Origin of the sequence: Synechococcus sp. O70.1 (assembly GCF_047462215.1) — a bacterium.
In the GTDB taxonomy this organism is placed as follows: domain Bacteria; phylum Cyanobacteriota; class Cyanobacteriia; order Thermostichales; family Thermostichaceae; genus Thermostichus.
The window spans coordinates 1-17,234 of record NZ_JANSIT010000014.1; the positions used below are offsets into that span (position 1 = coordinate 1).

At 59.7% G+C, this 17,234-nt stretch carries 16 protein-coding genes; 6 read left to right on the top strand and 10 right to left on the bottom strand.

From position 1 onward, the window contains the following. Nucleotides 1–516, bottom strand: a 516-nt coding sequence (gene pgsA, locus NW833_RS08685) for a CDP-diacylglycerol--glycerol-3-phosphate 3-phosphatidyltransferase (protein WP_414412209.1), incomplete at its 3' end; no start/stop codon positions are given. Between the two features lie 15 nt (nt 517–531). Further along, complete coding sequence (locus NW833_RS08690; RefSeq protein WP_414412210.1) at nt 532–1,464, bottom strand: nucleoside hydrolase; 933 nt, start codon at nt 1,462–1,464, stop codon at nt 532–534. 179 nt (nt 1,465–1,643) lie between these two features. On the opposite strand from NW833_RS08690, the gene NW833_RS08695 reads away from it, so the two are divergent. The 3 genes from NW833_RS08695 to kaiC are packed head-to-tail and all read left to right on the top strand — an operon-like array spanning nt 1,644 to nt 4,440. Further along, complete coding sequence (locus NW833_RS08695; RefSeq protein ID WP_414412211.1) at nt 1,644–2,531, top strand: circadian clock protein KaiA; 888 nt, start codon at nt 1,644–1,646, stop codon at nt 2,529–2,531. 2 nt (nt 2,532–2,533) lie between these two features. Next, nucleotides 2,534–2,836 carry a circadian clock protein KaiB gene (gene kaiB / locus NW833_RS08700; RefSeq protein WP_414395092.1) on the top strand — a complete coding sequence of 101 codons (303 nt, stop codon included), beginning with the start codon at nt 2,534–2,536 and terminating at the stop codon, nt 2,834–2,836. Between the two features lie 14 nt (nt 2,837–2,850). After that, nucleotides 2,851–4,440 (top strand): circadian clock protein KaiC, encoded by a 1,590-nt coding sequence (kaiC, locus tag NW833_RS08705; protein WP_414412212.1) that lies wholly within the window; start codon nt 2,851–2,853, stop codon nt 4,438–4,440. 23 nt (nt 4,441–4,463) lie between these two features. Here kaiC and glmS read toward each other — a convergent pair whose 3' ends face one another. The 8 genes from glmS to rplI form a co-directional block, all read right to left on the bottom strand. Then, the gene (glmS, locus tag NW833_RS08710) at nt 4,464–6,311 is read right to left on the bottom strand and encodes a glutamine--fructose-6-phosphate transaminase (isomerizing) (RefSeq protein WP_414412213.1); all 1,848 of its coding nucleotides are present in this window, start codon (nt 6,309–6,311) and stop codon (nt 4,464–4,466) included. Between the two features lie 73 nt (nt 6,312–6,384). Further along, entirely contained in the window at nt 6,385–7,611 is a 1,227-nt protein-coding gene (locus tag NW833_RS08715) for an MlaD family protein (RefSeq protein WP_414412247.1), read from the bottom strand. Next, nucleotides 7,611–8,348 carry an ABC transporter ATP-binding protein gene (locus NW833_RS08720; RefSeq protein ID WP_414404741.1) on the bottom strand — a complete coding sequence of 246 codons (738 nt, stop codon included), beginning with the start codon at nt 8,346–8,348 and terminating at the stop codon, nt 7,611–7,613. Before NW833_RS08720 ends, NW833_RS08715 begins: the two co-directional genes overlap by 1 nt. Nucleotides 8,349–8,604: 256 nt before the next feature. Further along, nucleotides 8,605–9,390, bottom strand: coding sequence for a TerC family protein (locus NW833_RS08725; protein ID WP_414412214.1), 786 nt, complete (start codon nt 9,388–9,390; stop codon nt 8,605–8,607). A gap of 269 nt (nt 9,391–9,659) precedes the next feature. Beyond that, nucleotides 9,660–10,466, bottom strand: coding sequence for a nickel pincer cofactor biosynthesis protein LarB (gene larB / locus NW833_RS08730; protein ID WP_414395101.1), 807 nt, complete (start codon nt 10,464–10,466; stop codon nt 9,660–9,662). 23 nt (nt 10,467–10,489) lie between these two features. Next, on the bottom strand, nt 10,490–11,383 hold the full coding sequence (locus NW833_RS08735; protein WP_414404744.1) for a universal stress protein: 894 nt from the start codon (nt 11,381–11,383) through the stop codon (nt 10,490–10,492). 128 nt (nt 11,384–11,511) lie between these two features. Then, nucleotides 11,512–13,269: a replicative DNA helicase gene (gene dnaB, locus NW833_RS08740; protein ID WP_414402224.1), complete on the bottom strand. Its 1,758-nt coding sequence runs from the start codon at nt 13,267–13,269 to the stop codon at nt 11,512–11,514. A 128-nt stretch (nt 13,270–13,397) separates the two neighbouring features. Beyond that, complete coding sequence (gene rplI / locus NW833_RS08745; RefSeq protein ID WP_011430393.1) at nt 13,398–13,859, bottom strand: 50S ribosomal protein L9; 462 nt, start codon at nt 13,857–13,859, stop codon at nt 13,398–13,400. Nucleotides 13,860–14,218: 359 nt separating this feature from the next. On the opposite strand from rplI, the gene pstS reads away from it, so the two are divergent. The 3 genes from pstS to pstA are packed head-to-tail and all read left to right on the top strand — an operon-like array spanning nt 14,219 to nt 17,221. Beyond that, complete coding sequence (gene pstS, locus NW833_RS08750; protein WP_414412215.1) at nt 14,219–15,298, top strand: phosphate ABC transporter substrate-binding protein PstS; 1,080 nt, start codon at nt 14,219–14,221, stop codon at nt 15,296–15,298. A 24-nt stretch (nt 15,299–15,322) separates the two neighbouring features. Beyond that, entirely contained in the window at nt 15,323–16,315 is a 993-nt protein-coding gene (gene pstC, locus NW833_RS08755) for a phosphate ABC transporter permease subunit PstC (protein ID WP_414412216.1), read from the top strand. A 6-nt stretch (nt 16,316–16,321) separates the two neighbouring features. Beyond that, nucleotides 16,322–17,221 (top strand): phosphate ABC transporter permease PstA, encoded by a 900-nt coding sequence (pstA, locus tag NW833_RS08760; protein WP_099883929.1) that lies wholly within the window; start codon nt 16,322–16,324, stop codon nt 17,219–17,221. The last annotated feature ends 13 nt before the right edge of the window (nt 17,222–17,234 follow it).

The following is a 17,234-nucleotide window of genomic DNA, read 5'->3' on the forward strand; positions in this document are numbered from 1 at the left end:
CAAGTAGATTAGCCCCGAAATCAGGGTAAGGGCCACCGCCACCCAAAAACAGGGGATCCCACCCGGCCAATTGAGGATTAGCAGGGCGATGGCTAGGATTTGGACTGCCGTCTTGGCTTTGCCCCAGAAATTGGCGCTGTGAACCTGACTTTGGTTGGCCCGCCAGCCAGCGATGGCTAGCTCTCGCCCCACCAACAGGAAAGCCCCCCAGGCCGGGATCCGCCCCAGCTCCACTAGGCCCAGCAGCGGCGCCAGCACCAGCAGCTTATCCACCAAGGGATCCAAGACCTTGCCGAGGTCGGTGACCAGCCCATAGCGGCGGGCCAGGTGGCCATCCAGCCAATCGGTTGCCGCTGCCCCTAGAAACGCCCAGAGGGCCAGTCTCTCCCCCTCTGGGGATCTCAGGCTCAGTCCCCCCAGGATGAAGGGGATCCCTACTAGGCGCAGCAGGGTAAAAGCCGTGGGCAGGTTTAGCCACGCCGGTTTGCCAAAGGGAGCTGGGAGGGTCTGGCTCATTGTTTTCCTCTTTAGCTAGCGATAGCGGCCCAAGCGCTCAGTGAGCAGGCGGTAGAACCCTTCTGCATCCACCCCAAAAGCCACCTGCACGTTGGCCGGGCGGCCGCTGAGGCCCCAGCGATCCACCACCGTCCGGCCCAGGTTGAGCGGGCTGACGGTATCCACCTCTACATAGCAGGGTTTGAGCTCAAACAACTGCGGCTGCAGGAGGTAAGCAATGACACAGGGATCGTGCAAGGGCCCTCCTGGCAGGCCGTAGCGCCGGACATCAAACTTGCCGTAGAAGGTAAGCATGTCGGCCACCGTTTGCCCAACGCGAGTGCCCAGAGCGCGGATGCGCTCGATCCGCTCTGGGGTGCTGAGGACTTGTCCGGTAACATTTAGGCCGAGCATGACGACTTCGGGGATCCCGGCACTGAGGACAATCTGGGCGGCGTGGGGATCAGTGAGGATGTTGAACTCGGCAGCCGGCGTGACATTGCCCTCAAAAGCGGATCCTCCCATAAACACCAGCCGCCCGATGCGCTCCACAATCTGGGGCTGCTGCACTAGGGCCACCGCCAGGTTGGTCATCGGGCCCAACAACGCCAAGGTTACGGGCTGCTGCGCCCCCCTAAGGGTCTCAATGAGAAACTGCACCGCGTGCTGGGATCCCAGCGGCATCTGCGGCTCCGGCAAATTGGCCCCGTCGATCCCGCTTTTGCCGTGCACCTCCTCCGCGGTTTCCAAGGGGCGCAACAGCGGGCGGGGACAGCCGGCATAAACTCCCACCTGCGGGCGGCCGGCCAACTCGCAGATCTGCCGGGCGTTGCGGCTAGTCTTCTCCAAAGAGACGTTGCCGGCTACCGTGGTAATGCCCAGCACCTCTAGCTCAGGCGAGGCCAGCGCCAGCAGCAGGGCTACAGCGTCGTCTTGGCCAGGGTCACAGTCGATAATCAAAGGCAGCATGGGGCACCCCCAGTGTAGGCTTCTTGAGCGCGAGGCAGATTCCAGGCCGTTTAGGAAGATTTAAGATTAGAGACAGTTCTTATCGTTATATCCTGTTGGAGACCAGCGCCTATCCGCTGCACGTTTGCTTTTTGCTCGCCTGGGAGCCGGCTGGAGGAAAGCAGCTGGCGCTAGAGGTTTTGCTGCCGCCAGACCGTTTTGTAACTGAGGTTTTCCAGGATCCCCAGACTCTCCTGGAAGCCCTGCAACAGGAAGAAAGCCATCCAGACTGCCTGGTGCTCTTGGTAGCCCTGGAGCGGCTACCCACGCTGGAGGCGCTAGGCCAACAGCTCTGCAAGCAGGGGCTGCTGTTGCCAGCCGTGGTGGCTATGGTTGCAGAGGCGGCAGAGCTCCAACCAGAAAAGGCTGCCAGCCTCTCCGCCGCGCCCCCCCTTTCTCCAGAGGCCAGAGCTTTGCTGAAGCGAGAGCAATTTTTCTACCACAACGCTACCCTGGTTCGTCTTGTCGCCCCCCAAGAGCTGCTTTGCCCCCCGACCCCGACTTCCCCTTCCACCTTGGAGCTGCTTGTTAGTCGGGCCATTGCCTTCTTTCTCCAGGTTTCTCCCATCTGCAGCTTGCCCCCAGCCCTCCCCCACCCCGAGGACAGTTACCGGCAACAGCAGCGGCTGGCAGAAAAGCTGCGGGAGCGGCTGGGCTATGCCGGGGTGTACTACCATCGGGATCCAGCCCTGTTTTATCGCCACCTGCCCCCCGAGGAGCAACAGGCCCTCATGCGGCGGCTGCGCAATCTTTACCAGGCCATTGTCTTGGACTATTTCCAATCTCCTGAGACGGTCAATGCCCGCATTGACGAGCTGGTGGCGCTTGCCTTTTTTGCCGACATCAGTGCCGCTCAACTCTTGGAGCTGCACATGAACCTGATGGAGGATTTTGCCAAACAACTGAAGCTGGAGGGTCGCAGCGAAGAGATCCTGCTGGATTACCGCCTTACCCTCATCGACGTGATGGCTCACCTCAGTGAAATGTACCGCCGCTCCCTTCCCCAACCTGCTCCAAGAGATCCCTAGCCATGTCCAGTCGCAAAGCCTATGTCCTCAAGCTCTATGTGGCGGGCAATACGCCCAGTTCTCTGCGCGCCCTCAACACCTTGCAAGAGATCCTGGAAAAGGAGTTCGGCGGCGTCTACAGCCTGAAGGTAATCGATGTCTTGAAGAGCCCGCAACTGGCAGAGGAGGATAAGATCTTGGCGACACCAACCCTGACCAAAGTTTTGCCGCCGCCGGTACGGAAGATCATTGGCGACTTGTCCAACCGCGAGAAGGTGCTCATCGGCCTAGATCTACTCTGCAAAGAAGCGGACGAAGAGGATTAAGAGGAGAGAGCAGGATGAGCCAGCCATTGGAACCTTCTGGGCCGGAAAACCTGCAGGAGAATGCTGCCGAGGAGATCCTTAGCCGCCGCAACGGCAGCCCAGAGCTGCGCGGGATCCCCAAGAAGCAAACGGGCATCGAAGGTTTTGAAGACATCAGCCACGGCGGCCTGCCCCTGGGGCGCGCCACCCTGGTCAGCGGCACCTCGGGTACGGGCAAGACCCTGTTTGCCTTGCAATTTATCTACAACGGCATCGTCAAGTACCAAGAGCCGGGAATCTTCGTTACCTTTGAGGAAACCCCTGCCGACATTATCCGCAACGCCTCCAGCTTTGGCTGGGATCTGCAGGCCCTCATCGACAAAGGTCAGCTCTTTATCTTGGATGCTTCTCCAGACCCGGAGGGCTACGAGGTCAGCGGCAACTTCGATTTGTCTGGCCTCATCGAACGCATCCAGTACGCCATTCGCAAATACAAGGCCAAGCGGGTTGCCATCGACTCGGTGACCGCCATCTTTCAGCAGTACGACCCTGCCGGCGTGGTGCGGCGGGAGCTCTTCCGCTTGACGGCCCGCCTCAAGCAGGCCAACGTCACCACCGTCATGACCACGGAGCGCACGGACGAGTACGGCCCAATTGCTCGCTACGGGGTGGAGGAATTTGTCTCCGACAACGTGGTAATCCTGCGCAACATCCTGGAAGGAGAGAAACGGCGGCGCACCATTGAGATCTTGAAGCTGCGCGGCACCACCCATATGAAGGGCGAATATCCCTTTACCATCACCCACGAGGGGATCAGCATCTTCCCCTTGGGGGCGATGCAACTTACTCAGCGCTCCTCCAATCTGCGCATCTCTTCTGGAATTGAGAAGCTGGACGAAATGTGCGGCGGCGGCTTCTTCAAGGACTCAATTATCCTGGCCACCGGCGCCACGGGAACTGGCAAGACTTCGCTAGTGAGCAAGTTCCTCGAGCGGGGCTGCCTGAATGGGGAGCGCTGCCTTCTCTTTGCCTATGAAGAGTCGCGGGCGCAGCTTGCCCGCAATGCCTCTTCCTGGGGCATCGACCTAGAGGGGTTTGAACGGCAGGGCCTCCTCAAGATCATCTGCGCCTACCCCGAGTCTGCCGGTCTGGAAGACCATCTGCAGCGGATCAAAGCGGAGATGATGGCCTTCAAACCTTCCCGCATGGCCATTGACTCCCTCTCGGCCCTGGCGCGGGGCGTAAGCCCAGATGCTTTTCGGCAGTTTGTTATTGGTGTAACTAGCCTAGCCAAGCAGGAGGAGATCACTGGCTTTTTCACCAACACTACTGACCAATTCATGGGATCCCACTCCATCACTGAGTCCCACATCTCCACCATTACCGACACAATTATTCTGCTGCAGTACGTGGAGATTCGGGGCGAGATGGCGCGGGCCCTCAACGTCTTTAAGATGCGGGGATCTTGGCACGACAAGGGCATCCGCGAGTACGTCATCTCCAACTCGGGCATTGAAATTCGCGATTCCTTCCGCGGCTACGAGCGGATTATCAGCGGATCCCCGACCCGAATCAGTGTGGACGAGAGAAGTGAGCTTTCCCGAATTGTGCAAAACCTAGATTAGGTGAAAGGTTCACCAAACGCTGCTCATTCAACCGTAACCGACTTGGCCAAGTTACGCGGCTGATCCACGTCGGCTCCCCGTCGGAGGGCCATGGCATAGGCAAACAACTGCAAGGGGATGACGTTCAAAACCGCTGACAGCAGAGGAGTGGTGCTGGGCACCTCGATGACGTGGTCGGCTTTCTCCCGCACCTGGGTATCTTCCGGGTTCATTAGAGCAATGACCCGCCCGCCCCGCGCCCGCACCTGCTCGATGTTGGAGAGCATTTTTTCGTAGACAGGATCGCGGGTGGCAATGCACACCACTGGCATGCGCTCGTCGATGAGAGCAATGGGGCCGTGCTTCATCTCCCCTGCTGGGTAGCCCTCGGCATGGATGTAGCTCACTTCTTTCATCTTTAGCGCCCCCTCTAGAGCAATGGGGGCATTGACCCAGCGGCCCAGGTAGAGCATGTCGGTGACATGGTGGTACTGTTCCGCCAGGTGGTCGTAGAGGGCGGCGTCTTTTAACAAGAGGCTGATCTTGGCTGGCAGCTCGATCAAAGCTTGCAGGTGGGGTTGGATCTGGGCTGGGCTGAGGATCCCTTTGGCCCGGGCCAGTTGCAGGGCCAGCAGGTACCCTGCCACCAACATGCCGGTAAAGACCTTGGTGGAAGCCACGGCGATCTCCGGCCCGGCGTGGATGTAGATAACCCCCGCATCCGCCAGGCGGGTGGCCTGGGATCCGATGGCGTTGACGATGGCTAGGGTGGGGATCCCTTGGCTACGGGCCTCGCTCATGGCTGCCAGCGTATCCACCGTCTCGCCGGACTGGGTAAGAGCCAAAAGCAGGCTGTGGGGACGCAGCACCGGCTGGCGGTAGCGAAACTCGGAAGCGTAGTCCACCTGCACCGGGGTGCGGGCCAGGCTCTCAATGAAGTACTTGAGCACCAGGCAGGCGTGCCAGGCAGTGCCGCAGGCCACAGCGTGGATCTGCTCCACCTGAGCCAGTTGCGCTTCTGTCAGGGCCAGCCCCTCCAAGTTCACCCGGCCTGCTTCCAGATCCACCCGCCCCCGCAGCGTCTCGGTGATGGTGCGCGGCTGCTCGTGGATCTCTTTTTGCATGAAGTGCTTGTAGCCGCCCTTGGCCGCCGAGACCGGATCCCAGGCCACTGTAAGGGGGGTTTTGCGCAGCTCCTCGCCGGTAATGCGCTGATAGCGCACGCTGGAGTCGGTGAGGATGGCCATCTCTCCATCTTCCAGAAACACCACCCTGCGGGTGTGGCGGATGATGGCAGGCAGATCTGAGGCCACAAAATTTTCCCCTTCCCCCTCCCCAATCACCACAGCCCCGGCATTGCCCAGGCGGGCGGCAATCAGCCGATCCGGCGCCTCCCGATCCAAAGCCACCACGGCATTTCCCCCCCGCAGCCGTCCCATCACTTTGCCAAAGGCCACCTCAAAGGATCCCAGCTCCTCGACGTAGAGACCGAGCAGTTGGGCAATGACTTCGGTATCGGTTTGGGAGCGAAAGGTAACCCCTCGCCGCAGCAGCTCTTCCTTTAGCTCCAGGTAGTTCTCCACAATGCCGTTTTGAATAACCACGACGCGCCCCTGGACGTCGCAGTGGGGGTGGGCATTTTCTTCGCTAATGCCGCCGTGAGTGGCCCAGCGGGTATGCCCAATCCCCACCTTGGCTGTGGGCATGTTTGTAGTGAGTTTCACCACCAGGTTGTGCAGCTTGCCGGTGGCCCGCACGATCCTCAAGCCTTCTTCTGGATCCACGGTGGCAATGCCTGCGGAGTCATAGCCGCGATACTCCAAGGTGCGTAGGCCCTCCACCAGAATGGGGGCAGCCCACTGAAAGCCCACATAGCCGACAATGCCACACATTCCTCACACCTCAACCCTGGTCGACGGCGCGGCGTCCTATACCCGCAAAGCCTACCCCAGCTTCGGGATCCCTTCAATGGCTTTTGCCGCTGCTAGGGGAGCGGATCTCGGCAGGGATCTTGGCTTCCTCTTGGGGAACCGGCTGCTGCCCCATAGGGGCGAGGGTAAAAGAAACGGGCGCGACTTGGACGGCAGTGGGCTGAATCCCGTTGTCGGAAGGGGCGCTGGAAACCAAGTTGCTCAGCCCCAACACCAGCTCTCGCAGGGCGCGGCGAAACTGGGGATCCCCGGTAAGCTCGTCGATGTCAGCCGTGATCTTTTGCACGTTCTGAAAGGAGATGCGGGCGGAGTCCAGGGTTTGGCGCAAGGTTGCTAGGGTGCCCGGGTCGCTTAGGGCAGCCGCAAGCTGCCGCAGATCCTCAGTGGCCTTGGCCGCGTTCTCCGCCGTTACTCGCGCCCCTACTAGGATCTGGCGCACCTCCTCCTGCAGTTGCGGATCGGTAAGCAGCGGGCGAACCGCGCTCGACATCGCCTCCAGATCGGCGCTCACCTGCTGGATATTCTCTAGGGCGGCCTGGAGCGAGGCGCGATTTTCTAGAAGCAGGGCCGTGAACTGGTCGGCAGCCTCCTGGAGACTTGCGGCAGTTTGGCTCACTGCTCTAGCCGCCTCGGTGAATTGCAACAAGTCCAGATCTTCCGTGCGCAGGGCTGCCACCCGCTCTTCCAGGGTTTCCGAGAGGTTGGCCACGCTGTCGGCAACGCGGGTGATCCCTTCTAGGGTGGCGTTAAGGGTGCTAAAAACCTCATCATCGTTAACCCGTGCAAGCAACCGCTCCAGGGGAATCAGCAACTGGCCAAAATCCACCCCCGGTGTGCCCTCCACCACATCGCCATCGCAGATGATTTGGCTGCGGTCGCAATCGGCAGCTAGGGGGGATCCCACTGCCCCCTCGACACTCCCCCTAGGCAAGATGTCCACCACCGTCTCCCCCACCAACCCTGTTTGCTTGGTAATAAACAGAGCATCGCGGGGGATGATCAAGGGCTGGTCGATGGCCACCTGGACCTCCACCTGAGCTGCCTGAGGCACGATGCGCTCCACCCGGCCCACAGCTACCCCCCGCAGCCGCACGCTAGAGCCCTCCGCCAGGCCGGCCACGCCGGGATAGGTAACGGTAAACCGAAAGCCGCGGCTGCCAAAGCGCAGGTTGTAGATCCACAGAAACAGCCCGGCAAAGATCAGCGCCCCCGCCAAGATCAACAGGCCCACTGCCCCTTCTCGGATGGCTCGCGAACGCATCACACCTGCCCTGCCACTTGAATTGGCCCTTCTACACTACCGCTGAAGAATTGCCGCACAAAGGGGTTGTCGCTCGTCTCAATCTCTTGCACGGATCCCTCCCACTGCACTCGCCCCTGGGCCAAGAGCACAACGCGGTCGGTGGCGCGGTAGATGGTGCTGTGCTGGTGGGTTACGACGATGTAGCTCTCGCAAGCTTTTTTCACCTGTTGCAGATCCCGGATGAGGTCTTCGATTACGGTGGAAGCAATGGGATCCAGGCCCGCCGTGGGTTCGTCGTAAAGCAGCAGTTGCGGCTCGTCCTGGGGCAGAGAGGGATCCTCTATGATGGCGCGGGCAAAGCTAGCCCGTTTGCGCATCCCCCCAGAGAGCTCTTCCGGCAGGCTGTTCTCCTTACCCGCCAGCCCCACCGCCTCCAGCTTGGCCGCCACCAGTTCCCGAATGCGGGCTCGCGGCAGCCGCGAGTGCTCGTAGAGCAAAAAACCGACGTTTTCCTCCACCGTTAGGGAGTCGAATAGAGCCGCTTGCTGAAATACCATGCCCAGCCGCAAAGGAGGAGTGCAGTGGCCGGCCTGAATCTCTGGCAAAGGAATACCGCACCAGAGCACTTCGCCAGCGTCGGGCTCCGTTAGGCCCGCGATGATGCGCAACAGGGTCGACTTGCCAGTGCCGGAAGGCCCCACCAGTCCTAGGGCATCGCCCCGGTACACTTTGAGGTCAATCCGATCCAGCACCACCGTAGCCCCAAAGCGCTTAGAGACCTGCCGCAGCTCTACCAGAGGGATCGGCTCTTCTACCTTGGCTGGAGAGTGTCCACCCTCTACCCCTGCTGGGGGCTTCTGGTGGTTGTCCTTGCTGGTGGCAATGGCTTGCTGGCAGCACTTTGTCCACCACTTCCGGCAAAACTGCGGAATCAGGGTACGTTCCTCCGGTGGCTTGCCTCCACTGCTAGTCTACAAGGCCCTTCCCCTGCCCGGACAACCTGCTGGCGATTTAGTCCAACTGTAGCTCGGCGGCAGACTCCACTTCAGCAAGAGCGGCTAAGCCGGCAGGGACCTCCTCTGTTAGACGGGGCAGAGCCGAATCTGGCTGGGCCACGGCTGGGGGAGAAGGACTGCGGCGCTGGGAGAAGCCCCAGACAAACACAGGGAACACAGCCACCACCATTCCCCAGTCCGGGATCTCGATCTGGGGGAAGAACACCTCCAGCAGCATGAGGCTTCCCACTAGGGCGATGATGGCAAAGGCAGCATCTTCCAGGCGGGAAAACTCATCCAGCCAGCGCAAGAACAAAGAGGCCATGTAGCGCATCAGGGTAATGCCGAGGATGCCGCCAAGGATGATCACCCACGCCTTGCGGGAGACGGCCACGGAAGCAGCAATGCTGTCGAAGGAAAACACAAGGTCGGTGAGCTCTACCATGACCAGCGTTTGCCAAAAATTGGCCTGGCGAGTGATGTCCTGCGCTGGGCCTTCTTCTTCCCCGCGAAAATGTTGCCAGGCCAGCCAGAGCAGGTAGCAGGCCCCCAAGAATCGCGCGGGCGGGTACTCGACCAACCACACCGCTGCAAACACGATGGCAATACGAAAGCCATAGGCGCTGACAATGCCCCAGCGCAAAGCCCGGTTCTGCTGCTGGGGGGTGGGCAAATGCTTGACCAAAGCAGCCAAGGCGACAGCGTTATCGGCAGAGAGCGCCGCCTCCAAAAACACCAGAGCCACCACCAAAAAGAGATCCGCCCAACTAAAGGACTGAATTATCCCTTGAACAAGAGCCACAGCGGTGTCTATTGCCTTGATTGACATAGCAGCAAGCTTCCTGTGCTCCGGTCAAAGAGTTGTTCGTCCCGTGCAGCCAACCCCAGACTGCTATCCTACGTCCATAACCCCCCTTTCGGAAGATTTTTGTGGTCGTTGAGGAAGCGCCCCAAGAAGGGTAGCTGGAGAAAGGCTCGACCCCTCAGCTTCCTCCCAGCGGAGAAATTCAAAGCTCCAGCATAGCTATGGCCCGAGTATAGCTTGTCCAGCTCAGGATCGTTTTACATTTCTTAACCTTCCCTATCTCCAGGGGTTGCAGGCGAAGGCAATCGCGTCGCTAGCCGCTGTCCACAGCGCAGGATCTGGCCTGCCAAAATGGCCGCCCCAAAGCCGTTGTCGATGTTCACCACTCCCACTCCCGCCGCACAGGAGTTGAGCATGGTCAGTAGGGCAGCCAAGCCCTGGAAGCTGGCCCCGTAGCCAACGCTGGTGGGCACAGCGATTACCGGACAGTCTGCCAGGCCCGCCACCACGCTGGCCAAGGCTCCCTCCATGCCTGCCACTACAATGAGCACATCGGCTTCCAGAGCGGCGCGGTGGTGCAGCAGGCGGTGGATCCCGGCCACTCCCACATCCCAGAGGCGGTTGACCTGAAACCCGGAGAGCTCGGCGGTGAGAGCGGCCTCTTCAGCCACCGGCACGTCGGCAGTGCCAGCGGAGATCACGCTAATCTGGCCGGGATAGCTATGCACCTTTTGGGGAGGGATCCAGCACAAGCGCGCTACAGGAGAATACTGGGCCTGGGGCAAGCGGCAGCGAACTTGGGCATAGACCGAGGGATCGACGCGGGTGGCCAAAGCTAGGGATCCCTGGCGGTGCAGCCGCTCCAGAATCTGGGCAATCTGCTCGGGAGTTTTGCCCGGCCCCCACACGGCTTCGGGAAAGCCGGTGCGCAGAAGGCGATGGTGATCCACACGGGCGAAGTCTCCTACCGCCTCAAAAGGCAGGAAGCGACAGGCTTGCAGGGCCTGCTCGGGAGAGAGCTTCCCCTGAGCCACCGCCTGGAACAGTTCCTTCAAGGTTTGGTCAAGCGGCATAGAAGGGGGGTTGGGCAGCTCTACTACGCTAAGGAACCGCGCGGGAAAAACAACACCGGATGCCAACTTTGCCGTAGAATCTCGCCGGTGAGGCTACGGATTGACCACTCCCAAAAGGTCCCCACCCGTGGGGAGGCGGTGGCAATGGCGGTCATGTCCTCCTCAGCAGCGGTGGCTAGGATTTCCTGAAGCGGGGATCCCACCCGCACCAAGGCCCGCAACTGCACCGGTTTTACCTGCTCGACCAGCGGTTCGACTAACCGGGCCAAGTCGGCCTCGGCCCTGCGCTTGAGCTCTTCTGCCGGCGATCCCTGGTTGCGGCGGGCGCTGGGATCCACCACATAGAGCAGCGTAATGGCCTGACACTGGGAAGTTCCTGGCAGCAGTTGGCCAAGACGGCTGAGGAGCTGCCGGCGGGGCTCCTCAAAGTCAAAAGGCACTAGGAGGGAGCGAAATAGGTGGCGGCTGCGCAGGCGCAATTCTTCCAGAGTAAAGGCGGCGATGAGTTGCGGACGCATCACCATTACCGGGATGGTCAGCTTCGGCAGCAGCTCCAAGGTGGTGCTTCCAAACAGTTTTTCGGTGAGCAGATTGTGGATCCCCATGCCTGTGATTAGCAAGTCGGAGCTGCAGGTTTGGATCCCTCTTAAAATCAGATCCACCGCCTTGCCCGCCTGCACCAAGACTTCGACTTCCAGCCCTGCAGGAACGGCGCTCAACACCTCTTGTAAGCGAGCCTGTTGCGCCTGCACTTTGGGGGTGAGGTCTTCGGGAAGGCCAATGTCGTCGTCCTGCCGAGCGACGCTATGCACAAAGGCAACGCGCTCAATCCCATTCAGGTAAAGCTCTTCTAGGCATTTGCCAAAACGCTGCAGTCCATCGCGGCAATCGGTGGCGATCAACAGGCTTTTGAACATATGGCTTTAGGCAGAGGGAGGTAGCCAGCAACAGCGACCTGCCCTAGGGGGGCAATCTCAGGCTAACACCTCGCACCCCGGACCTGTCCTTGAAAGGAGTCCCGATCTACTTCTGCTGCGGCTTTCGCTCACCGATAGGGATCCGCCAAGTTGCGAAACTGGGTGTACTGGCTTTCAAACAAAAGGCGCACCGTGCCCGTGGGGCCGTTGCGGTGTTTGGCAACAATTACCTCCGCAATTCCGCGATCGCTGGTGTTGGGATCGTAGTACTCGGGCCGGTAGATCATCATCACCACGTCGGCATCCTGCTCGATGCTGTTGTGCACCAGCAGGCCGTTGGCCACAAAGTTGTGGTGGCGGGGCATCTCGATGTCGTAAACCGGTTGCGGCTCCCCCGGCTCGCTAATGAAGACGACGGGATCCCAGATCAACCCCTCCTGCACCACCACCGCCACCTCCTCCTCCAGTTGCAGCTCGTCGAGGGTTTTCCAGCCGTCCCGAGTTAGGAAAGGGTGGTTGCCAGTGGCACGAATGGAAAAGTTGAGGCGAGTTTTTAGAAGACATGTGGGCTGCCGCCCACTGCAAAATACCCTCACTGGCTGTTGGGGCACCAGCCGCCCGCGCCCATTGAGGCTGAGCAGGCGCGGCAGTTCTGCTGAAGGCGGCAGGGCTGCCAGTTGCTCCAGCCGCCAGATCTTGCCGCGATCCACGTCCCTCACGCGGGTATCGCCGGCTAGACAACCCGACTCCCGCAAATCTGCCAGTTGCGGACGCTTGTCTGAGCGCGACTCCACTGCCCGGCTGAGCTGAGATAGCACCAGCACCGGCACCATCAGCTCTTTGGCTAGCGCCTTGAGGCCGCGGGTAATGCGCGACAATTCCTGCACCCGGTTGTCGGACTCAGATCCCTGGATTAGCTGCAAGTAGTCGATCAACACCAACCCCAACGTCCCTCCTTGCTCCACCTGCAGACGCCGCGCCTTAGAGCGAATTTCTGTAACCGTGCAGTTGGGCGTGTCGTCGATAAACAAAGGCAGTTGCGACAAAAAGCCAATCGCCTGCCCCAGGCGTTGCCACTCATTCTCGCTGATGCGCCCGGATCGCAGACGGCTACTATCAATGCGCGCCTCGCTGGCCAAGAGCCGCTGCACCAGTTGCTCCCGCGACATCTCCAGGCTGAAGATGGCCACCGGTTGCTTGACGTAGGCAGCCACATTTTGGGCAATGTTAAGAGCCAGGCTGGTCTTTCCCATCGAGGGACGGCCGGCTAGGATGACCAAATCCGACCGCTGCAAGCCCTGGGTCAGGTTGTCGAGGTCAATGAATTTGGTCGGGATCCCAGGGATCTGAGCCCCGCTCTGGAACCTCTCCTCCAACTCTGAGAAGATGTTTACCAAAACTTCCGAGGCTGGAACAAGGCTGCGCTGCACCCGTTCCTGGGTGAGGCTGAACACCTCTTGCTCGGCTCGATCCAGGAGCTGAGGGAGAGGCTGGCTAGTGTCGTAGGCCAGACGCGCCAAGGTGTTGCTGACTTGAATCAGCCGGCGGCGCATGTATTTGTCCACCACCAGACGGGCATACTGGTCAATGTTGACACTGCTAACCGTCTGCTCCACTAGGCGGCGAATTGCCGCCGTTCCTCCCACCCGCTCCAAGAGCTGGTGATCTGCCAACCAGGCAGAAACAGTGGTCAGGTCAGTGGGCTGGCCCTGGCTGTACAACTGCAGAGCAGCCCGGTAGATCTCCTGGTGGGCGGAGAGGTAGAACATCTCAGGCCGCAAGAGCTCCGCCACCCGCGCCATCGCCTCAGGGTCAAGGAGGATGCCGCCCAAGATCTCCTCCTCAGCTTCTATGTTCTGAGGCGGAAGCCGATCCCCACCGGTCAGGTCGTAATCGCTAATCACCACCAGCCAGGGTAGAAAAACCAAGCTCTCCCCCGCTCTCCGACTGCTAGGCTGCACACCCTAGCGCAGCGGGCCAAGTGGGCATAGCCGTCTGAACCAGAACCTCTTTTCTACTCAGGCGTGACCTGAATGCGCAGCGTAGCGGTAACCTCGGGGTGTAACTTCACCTGCACCAGGTAAACCCCAGTTTTCTTGATCTCCTCATCGAGTAGGACATTGCGGCGGTCGATATCGAGGCCACTGGTAGCCAGCACCACCTCGGCAATATCGCTGGCAGTTACCTGTCCAAAGAGCAGGTCTTTTTCGCCCACCTTCTTGCGGATGACAAAACGGCCAATCGTCTCCAAAGCCTTTTTGTAGTTTTCCGCCTGTTGCTTCTCAGCCAGCTTGCGGGCTGCTTCCTGCTCCCGCCGCATCTGCTGCTCCTTGAGAAGTCCAGGCGTAAGCCGCACCGCCATCTGCCGCGGGAAAAGGTAGTTGCGGGCATAGCCCGGCCTGACACTCACCACCTCTCCCGGCTTGCCGAGCCCAGGAACCGCCTGGCGCAGCATCACCTGCACATCTTTTGCCATAGGAGGAAGGCACCCACTCTCTTGACAGCCCTCTATTCTAGGCATTCCCCCGACCAATGTCAGCCCAGCCCCAGCCTCCCCCTGGGGTCTCTACCCTGATTAAGCCCGACAGTCGCGACCTCGGCTGCTGGGCCTAGAGATAACCTAGAAATAACCTGAATTTAACCTCTTGTTAACCCAAAAAGGGTTGACCTTACGTTACACTCAACAGCCGATTAGCGACTGAGTTGCAAGGGCTGGGGTCTCAACGAGATCCTGTGCTTTCTTCGGCCCGGTGGACTGAACTCTTGGAGTTAGGTTTCACAGTTGCAGCTTTTTGACCTGGGCTAGGACACGCTCTTCAGTGGAGAGATCTCTGTATGTTGGTGTCGCATTCCTTGGGTCGTCGTTCTTTCCTTAAGTCCTTGTCGGCAGTTGCTGCTGGTTTTGCGGCAAGTCAGGCCGGCTGGCAGCGAGTGTTTGCCCAGCAGAAGACGATAACCATCAACGGCGCTGGAGCTACCTTCCCGGCCCCCCTCTACCAAACGTGGGCCCAAGAATTTGGCAAGAAAAACCCCAACATCCAAGTCAACTACCAATCGGTGGGGAGCGGCGCTGGCCGTCAGCAATTTGTGGCCCGCACTGTCGACTTCGGCGCCAGTGATAGCGTGCCGCGTCCTGAGGAGATTAGCAAGATTGAGGGTGAAGCCAACCCTCCCAAGGGCATGGTGGCCGTGCCTATGGTGGGCGGGGCATTGGTGGCAGCCTATAACGTCCCCGGCGTAGGTCCTGAACTTCGCCTCTCTCGCCTGGCGCTGGCCAATATCTTCCTGGGCAAGATCAAGAAATGGAACGATCCGCTGTTGGCTGGCCTTAACCCAGGGGTGACTCTCCCAGATCTGCCGATTACTGTTGTGCACCGCTCTGATGGCAGTGGCACCACCGACATCTTTACCACCCACCTCAGCGCCATTAGCCCCGAATGGCGGCAAAAAGTGGGCCGTGGCTCTTCCGTGAACTGGCCAACTGGCGTGGGAGCTCGCGGTAACGAAGGCGTTTCTGAACAAATCAAGCAGATTCGTGGCTCAATCGGCTATGTGGAGTACGGCTTTGCTAAGCTCAACAACCTAAATTTCGCTCGCCTGGAAAACCGGGCAGGCAAGTTCGTCGTCCCCAAAGTTGAGACGGAGCAGGCAGCGCTGGCGAGAATCAAGCTCGACGAGCGGCTGCTGGGGGTTGACCCAGATCCCGAAGGGGAAGACTCCTACCCCATTGTGGGCTACACGTGGATCTTGGCTTACCAAGTCTACCCCAAAGCTGAAACCTCCAAGGCTGTCAAAGAGTTTCTTCGCTACGGCCTCACCGAAGGGCAATCCTTTGCGGAGCCGCTGGGCTATGTGCCTTTGCCGGAGGAAACGCGGAAGAAAGCTCTGGCTGCCCTGGAAAAAATCACTCCGTAGAGGTTTGTACCCCCTACCCAGCAGATGACCACTACCCCTACCCAGCAGATGACCACTACCTTTTCGGAGAGCAGTTCTCTATTTCGGCCCCGGCCCGTCTTCCAGCGCCGGCGCGACTGGCTATTTATTTGGGCAACGCGGATCGCCGTCTTTTTCTCGGCTTTCCTACTGTTGTGGATTGCCCTGGAGATTGGGATTCAGGCGCTACCTGCCATTCGGAAGTTCGGGCTGGGCTTTTTCTGGGGCACCACCTGGGATCCTGTTGAGGAAATTTACGGTGCTTGGCCCCAGATCTACGGCACACTGGTAACTTCTCTGATTGCTCTGATCGTGGGCGTTCCCTTAAGCTTTGGCATCTCCATCTTTTTGAGCGAGGACTTTTTGCCCAAGCCTTTGCGCACAGCCTTGATCATCGTGGTGGAGCTGCTGGCAGCCATTCCCAGTGTGGTCTACGGCATTTGGGGGTTGTTTATCTTCATCCCCTTCTTCCGCCCTATACAGATGTTTTTGTTCCAGCACTTCAACTGGCTGCCCATTTTCAGCACACCACCAGTAGGGCCTGGGATGCTGACAGCGGGGGTTGTCTTGGGGATCATGATCATCCCCATCATTACTGCCATCGCCAGGGAAATGCTGGTGTCCGTTCCGCCAGAGTTGCGGGCGGCTGCCTATGCGATGGGAGCCACTCGCTGGGAAGCCATCTTTGGTGTCGTGCTGCCGGCAGCAATTGGCGGCCTCCTGGGAGCGGTGGTTTTGGGTTTGGGACGCGCCCTAGGGGAGACGATGGCAGTAGCGATGCTGATTGGGAATGCCCGCGGCATTAGCATCTCGCTTCTGGCTCCTGCCAGCAACATCCCAGCCCTATTGGCCAACGAGTTTGCGGAAGCGGGCCCCGAGCAGGTTGCAGCACTTATGTATTTGGCCTTGATTCTGTTAGCCATCACTCTGGTGGTTAACATTGCGGCGGAGCTGATGATACGCCGTGTCAAGTTTGCGCTAACAGCTTCGTGGGAGTAGAGGAACATGACGGCGCAAGTGCAGGCGGTAGAGCAAGGCAATTGGTTTAAGCGCAGAGCGAAGCCCTGGCAGCGCATCTTCTTGGATGTAGGAATGACAGCGCTGACAGCTATCTCCAGCATCTTTGCCATTTTTGTGCTGGCTCTCATCCTCTACTACGTTTTCACCAGGGGCATCGAGCGCCTGAACTGGCAGACGCTGACCCAGCTTCCCCCTCCTCCGGGCGATCAGGTGGGCGGATTTGGCAATGCGGTGCTGGGGACGATTATTGTGGTGTCGATTGCTATCTCCATCACATTCCCCATTGGTCTATTCGCAGCCATCTATCTCTCGGAGTTTGGCAAAAACAGCCCCGCGGCCTCCTTTCTGCGCTTCGTTATCAAGGTGTTGACGGGGGTTCCCTCCATCATTGCCGGGGTGTTTGCCTATGGGGTGCTGGTGCTTTCCTCCAAAACCTTCTCGGCCCTTGCCGGCGGGATGGCTCTATCGGTGCTGACCCTGCCTATCATCATTTTGTCCTGTGAAGAGGCGCTGCGCCTGGTGCCGGCCGATACGCGGGCTGCTGCCTATGCGTTGGGGGCTTCGCGAGTGCAGACGGTGTTTCGCGTGGTGTTGCCAGCGGCTCTGCCGGTGATCCTGACGGGGGTGACGTTGGCCATTGCCCGCGCTGCAGGTGAGACGGCGCCCCTGATCTTCACGGCTTTGTTTAGCTTTCTCTGGCCCAGCGGTTTGTTGAAGCCAGTGGCCTCGCTGGCTGTGTTGATCTACAACTTTGCCCTTGTCCCCTTTGAAAACCAGCAGAAGCTTGCCTGGGGAGGGGCTTTGGCTCTGGTGATTTTGGTCCTGATTACCACCGTCAGTTTCCGGCTCCTTGTGAGTCGTCGCCAAGAAGCCATCACTATCTAAGCCTTGCAGCAAC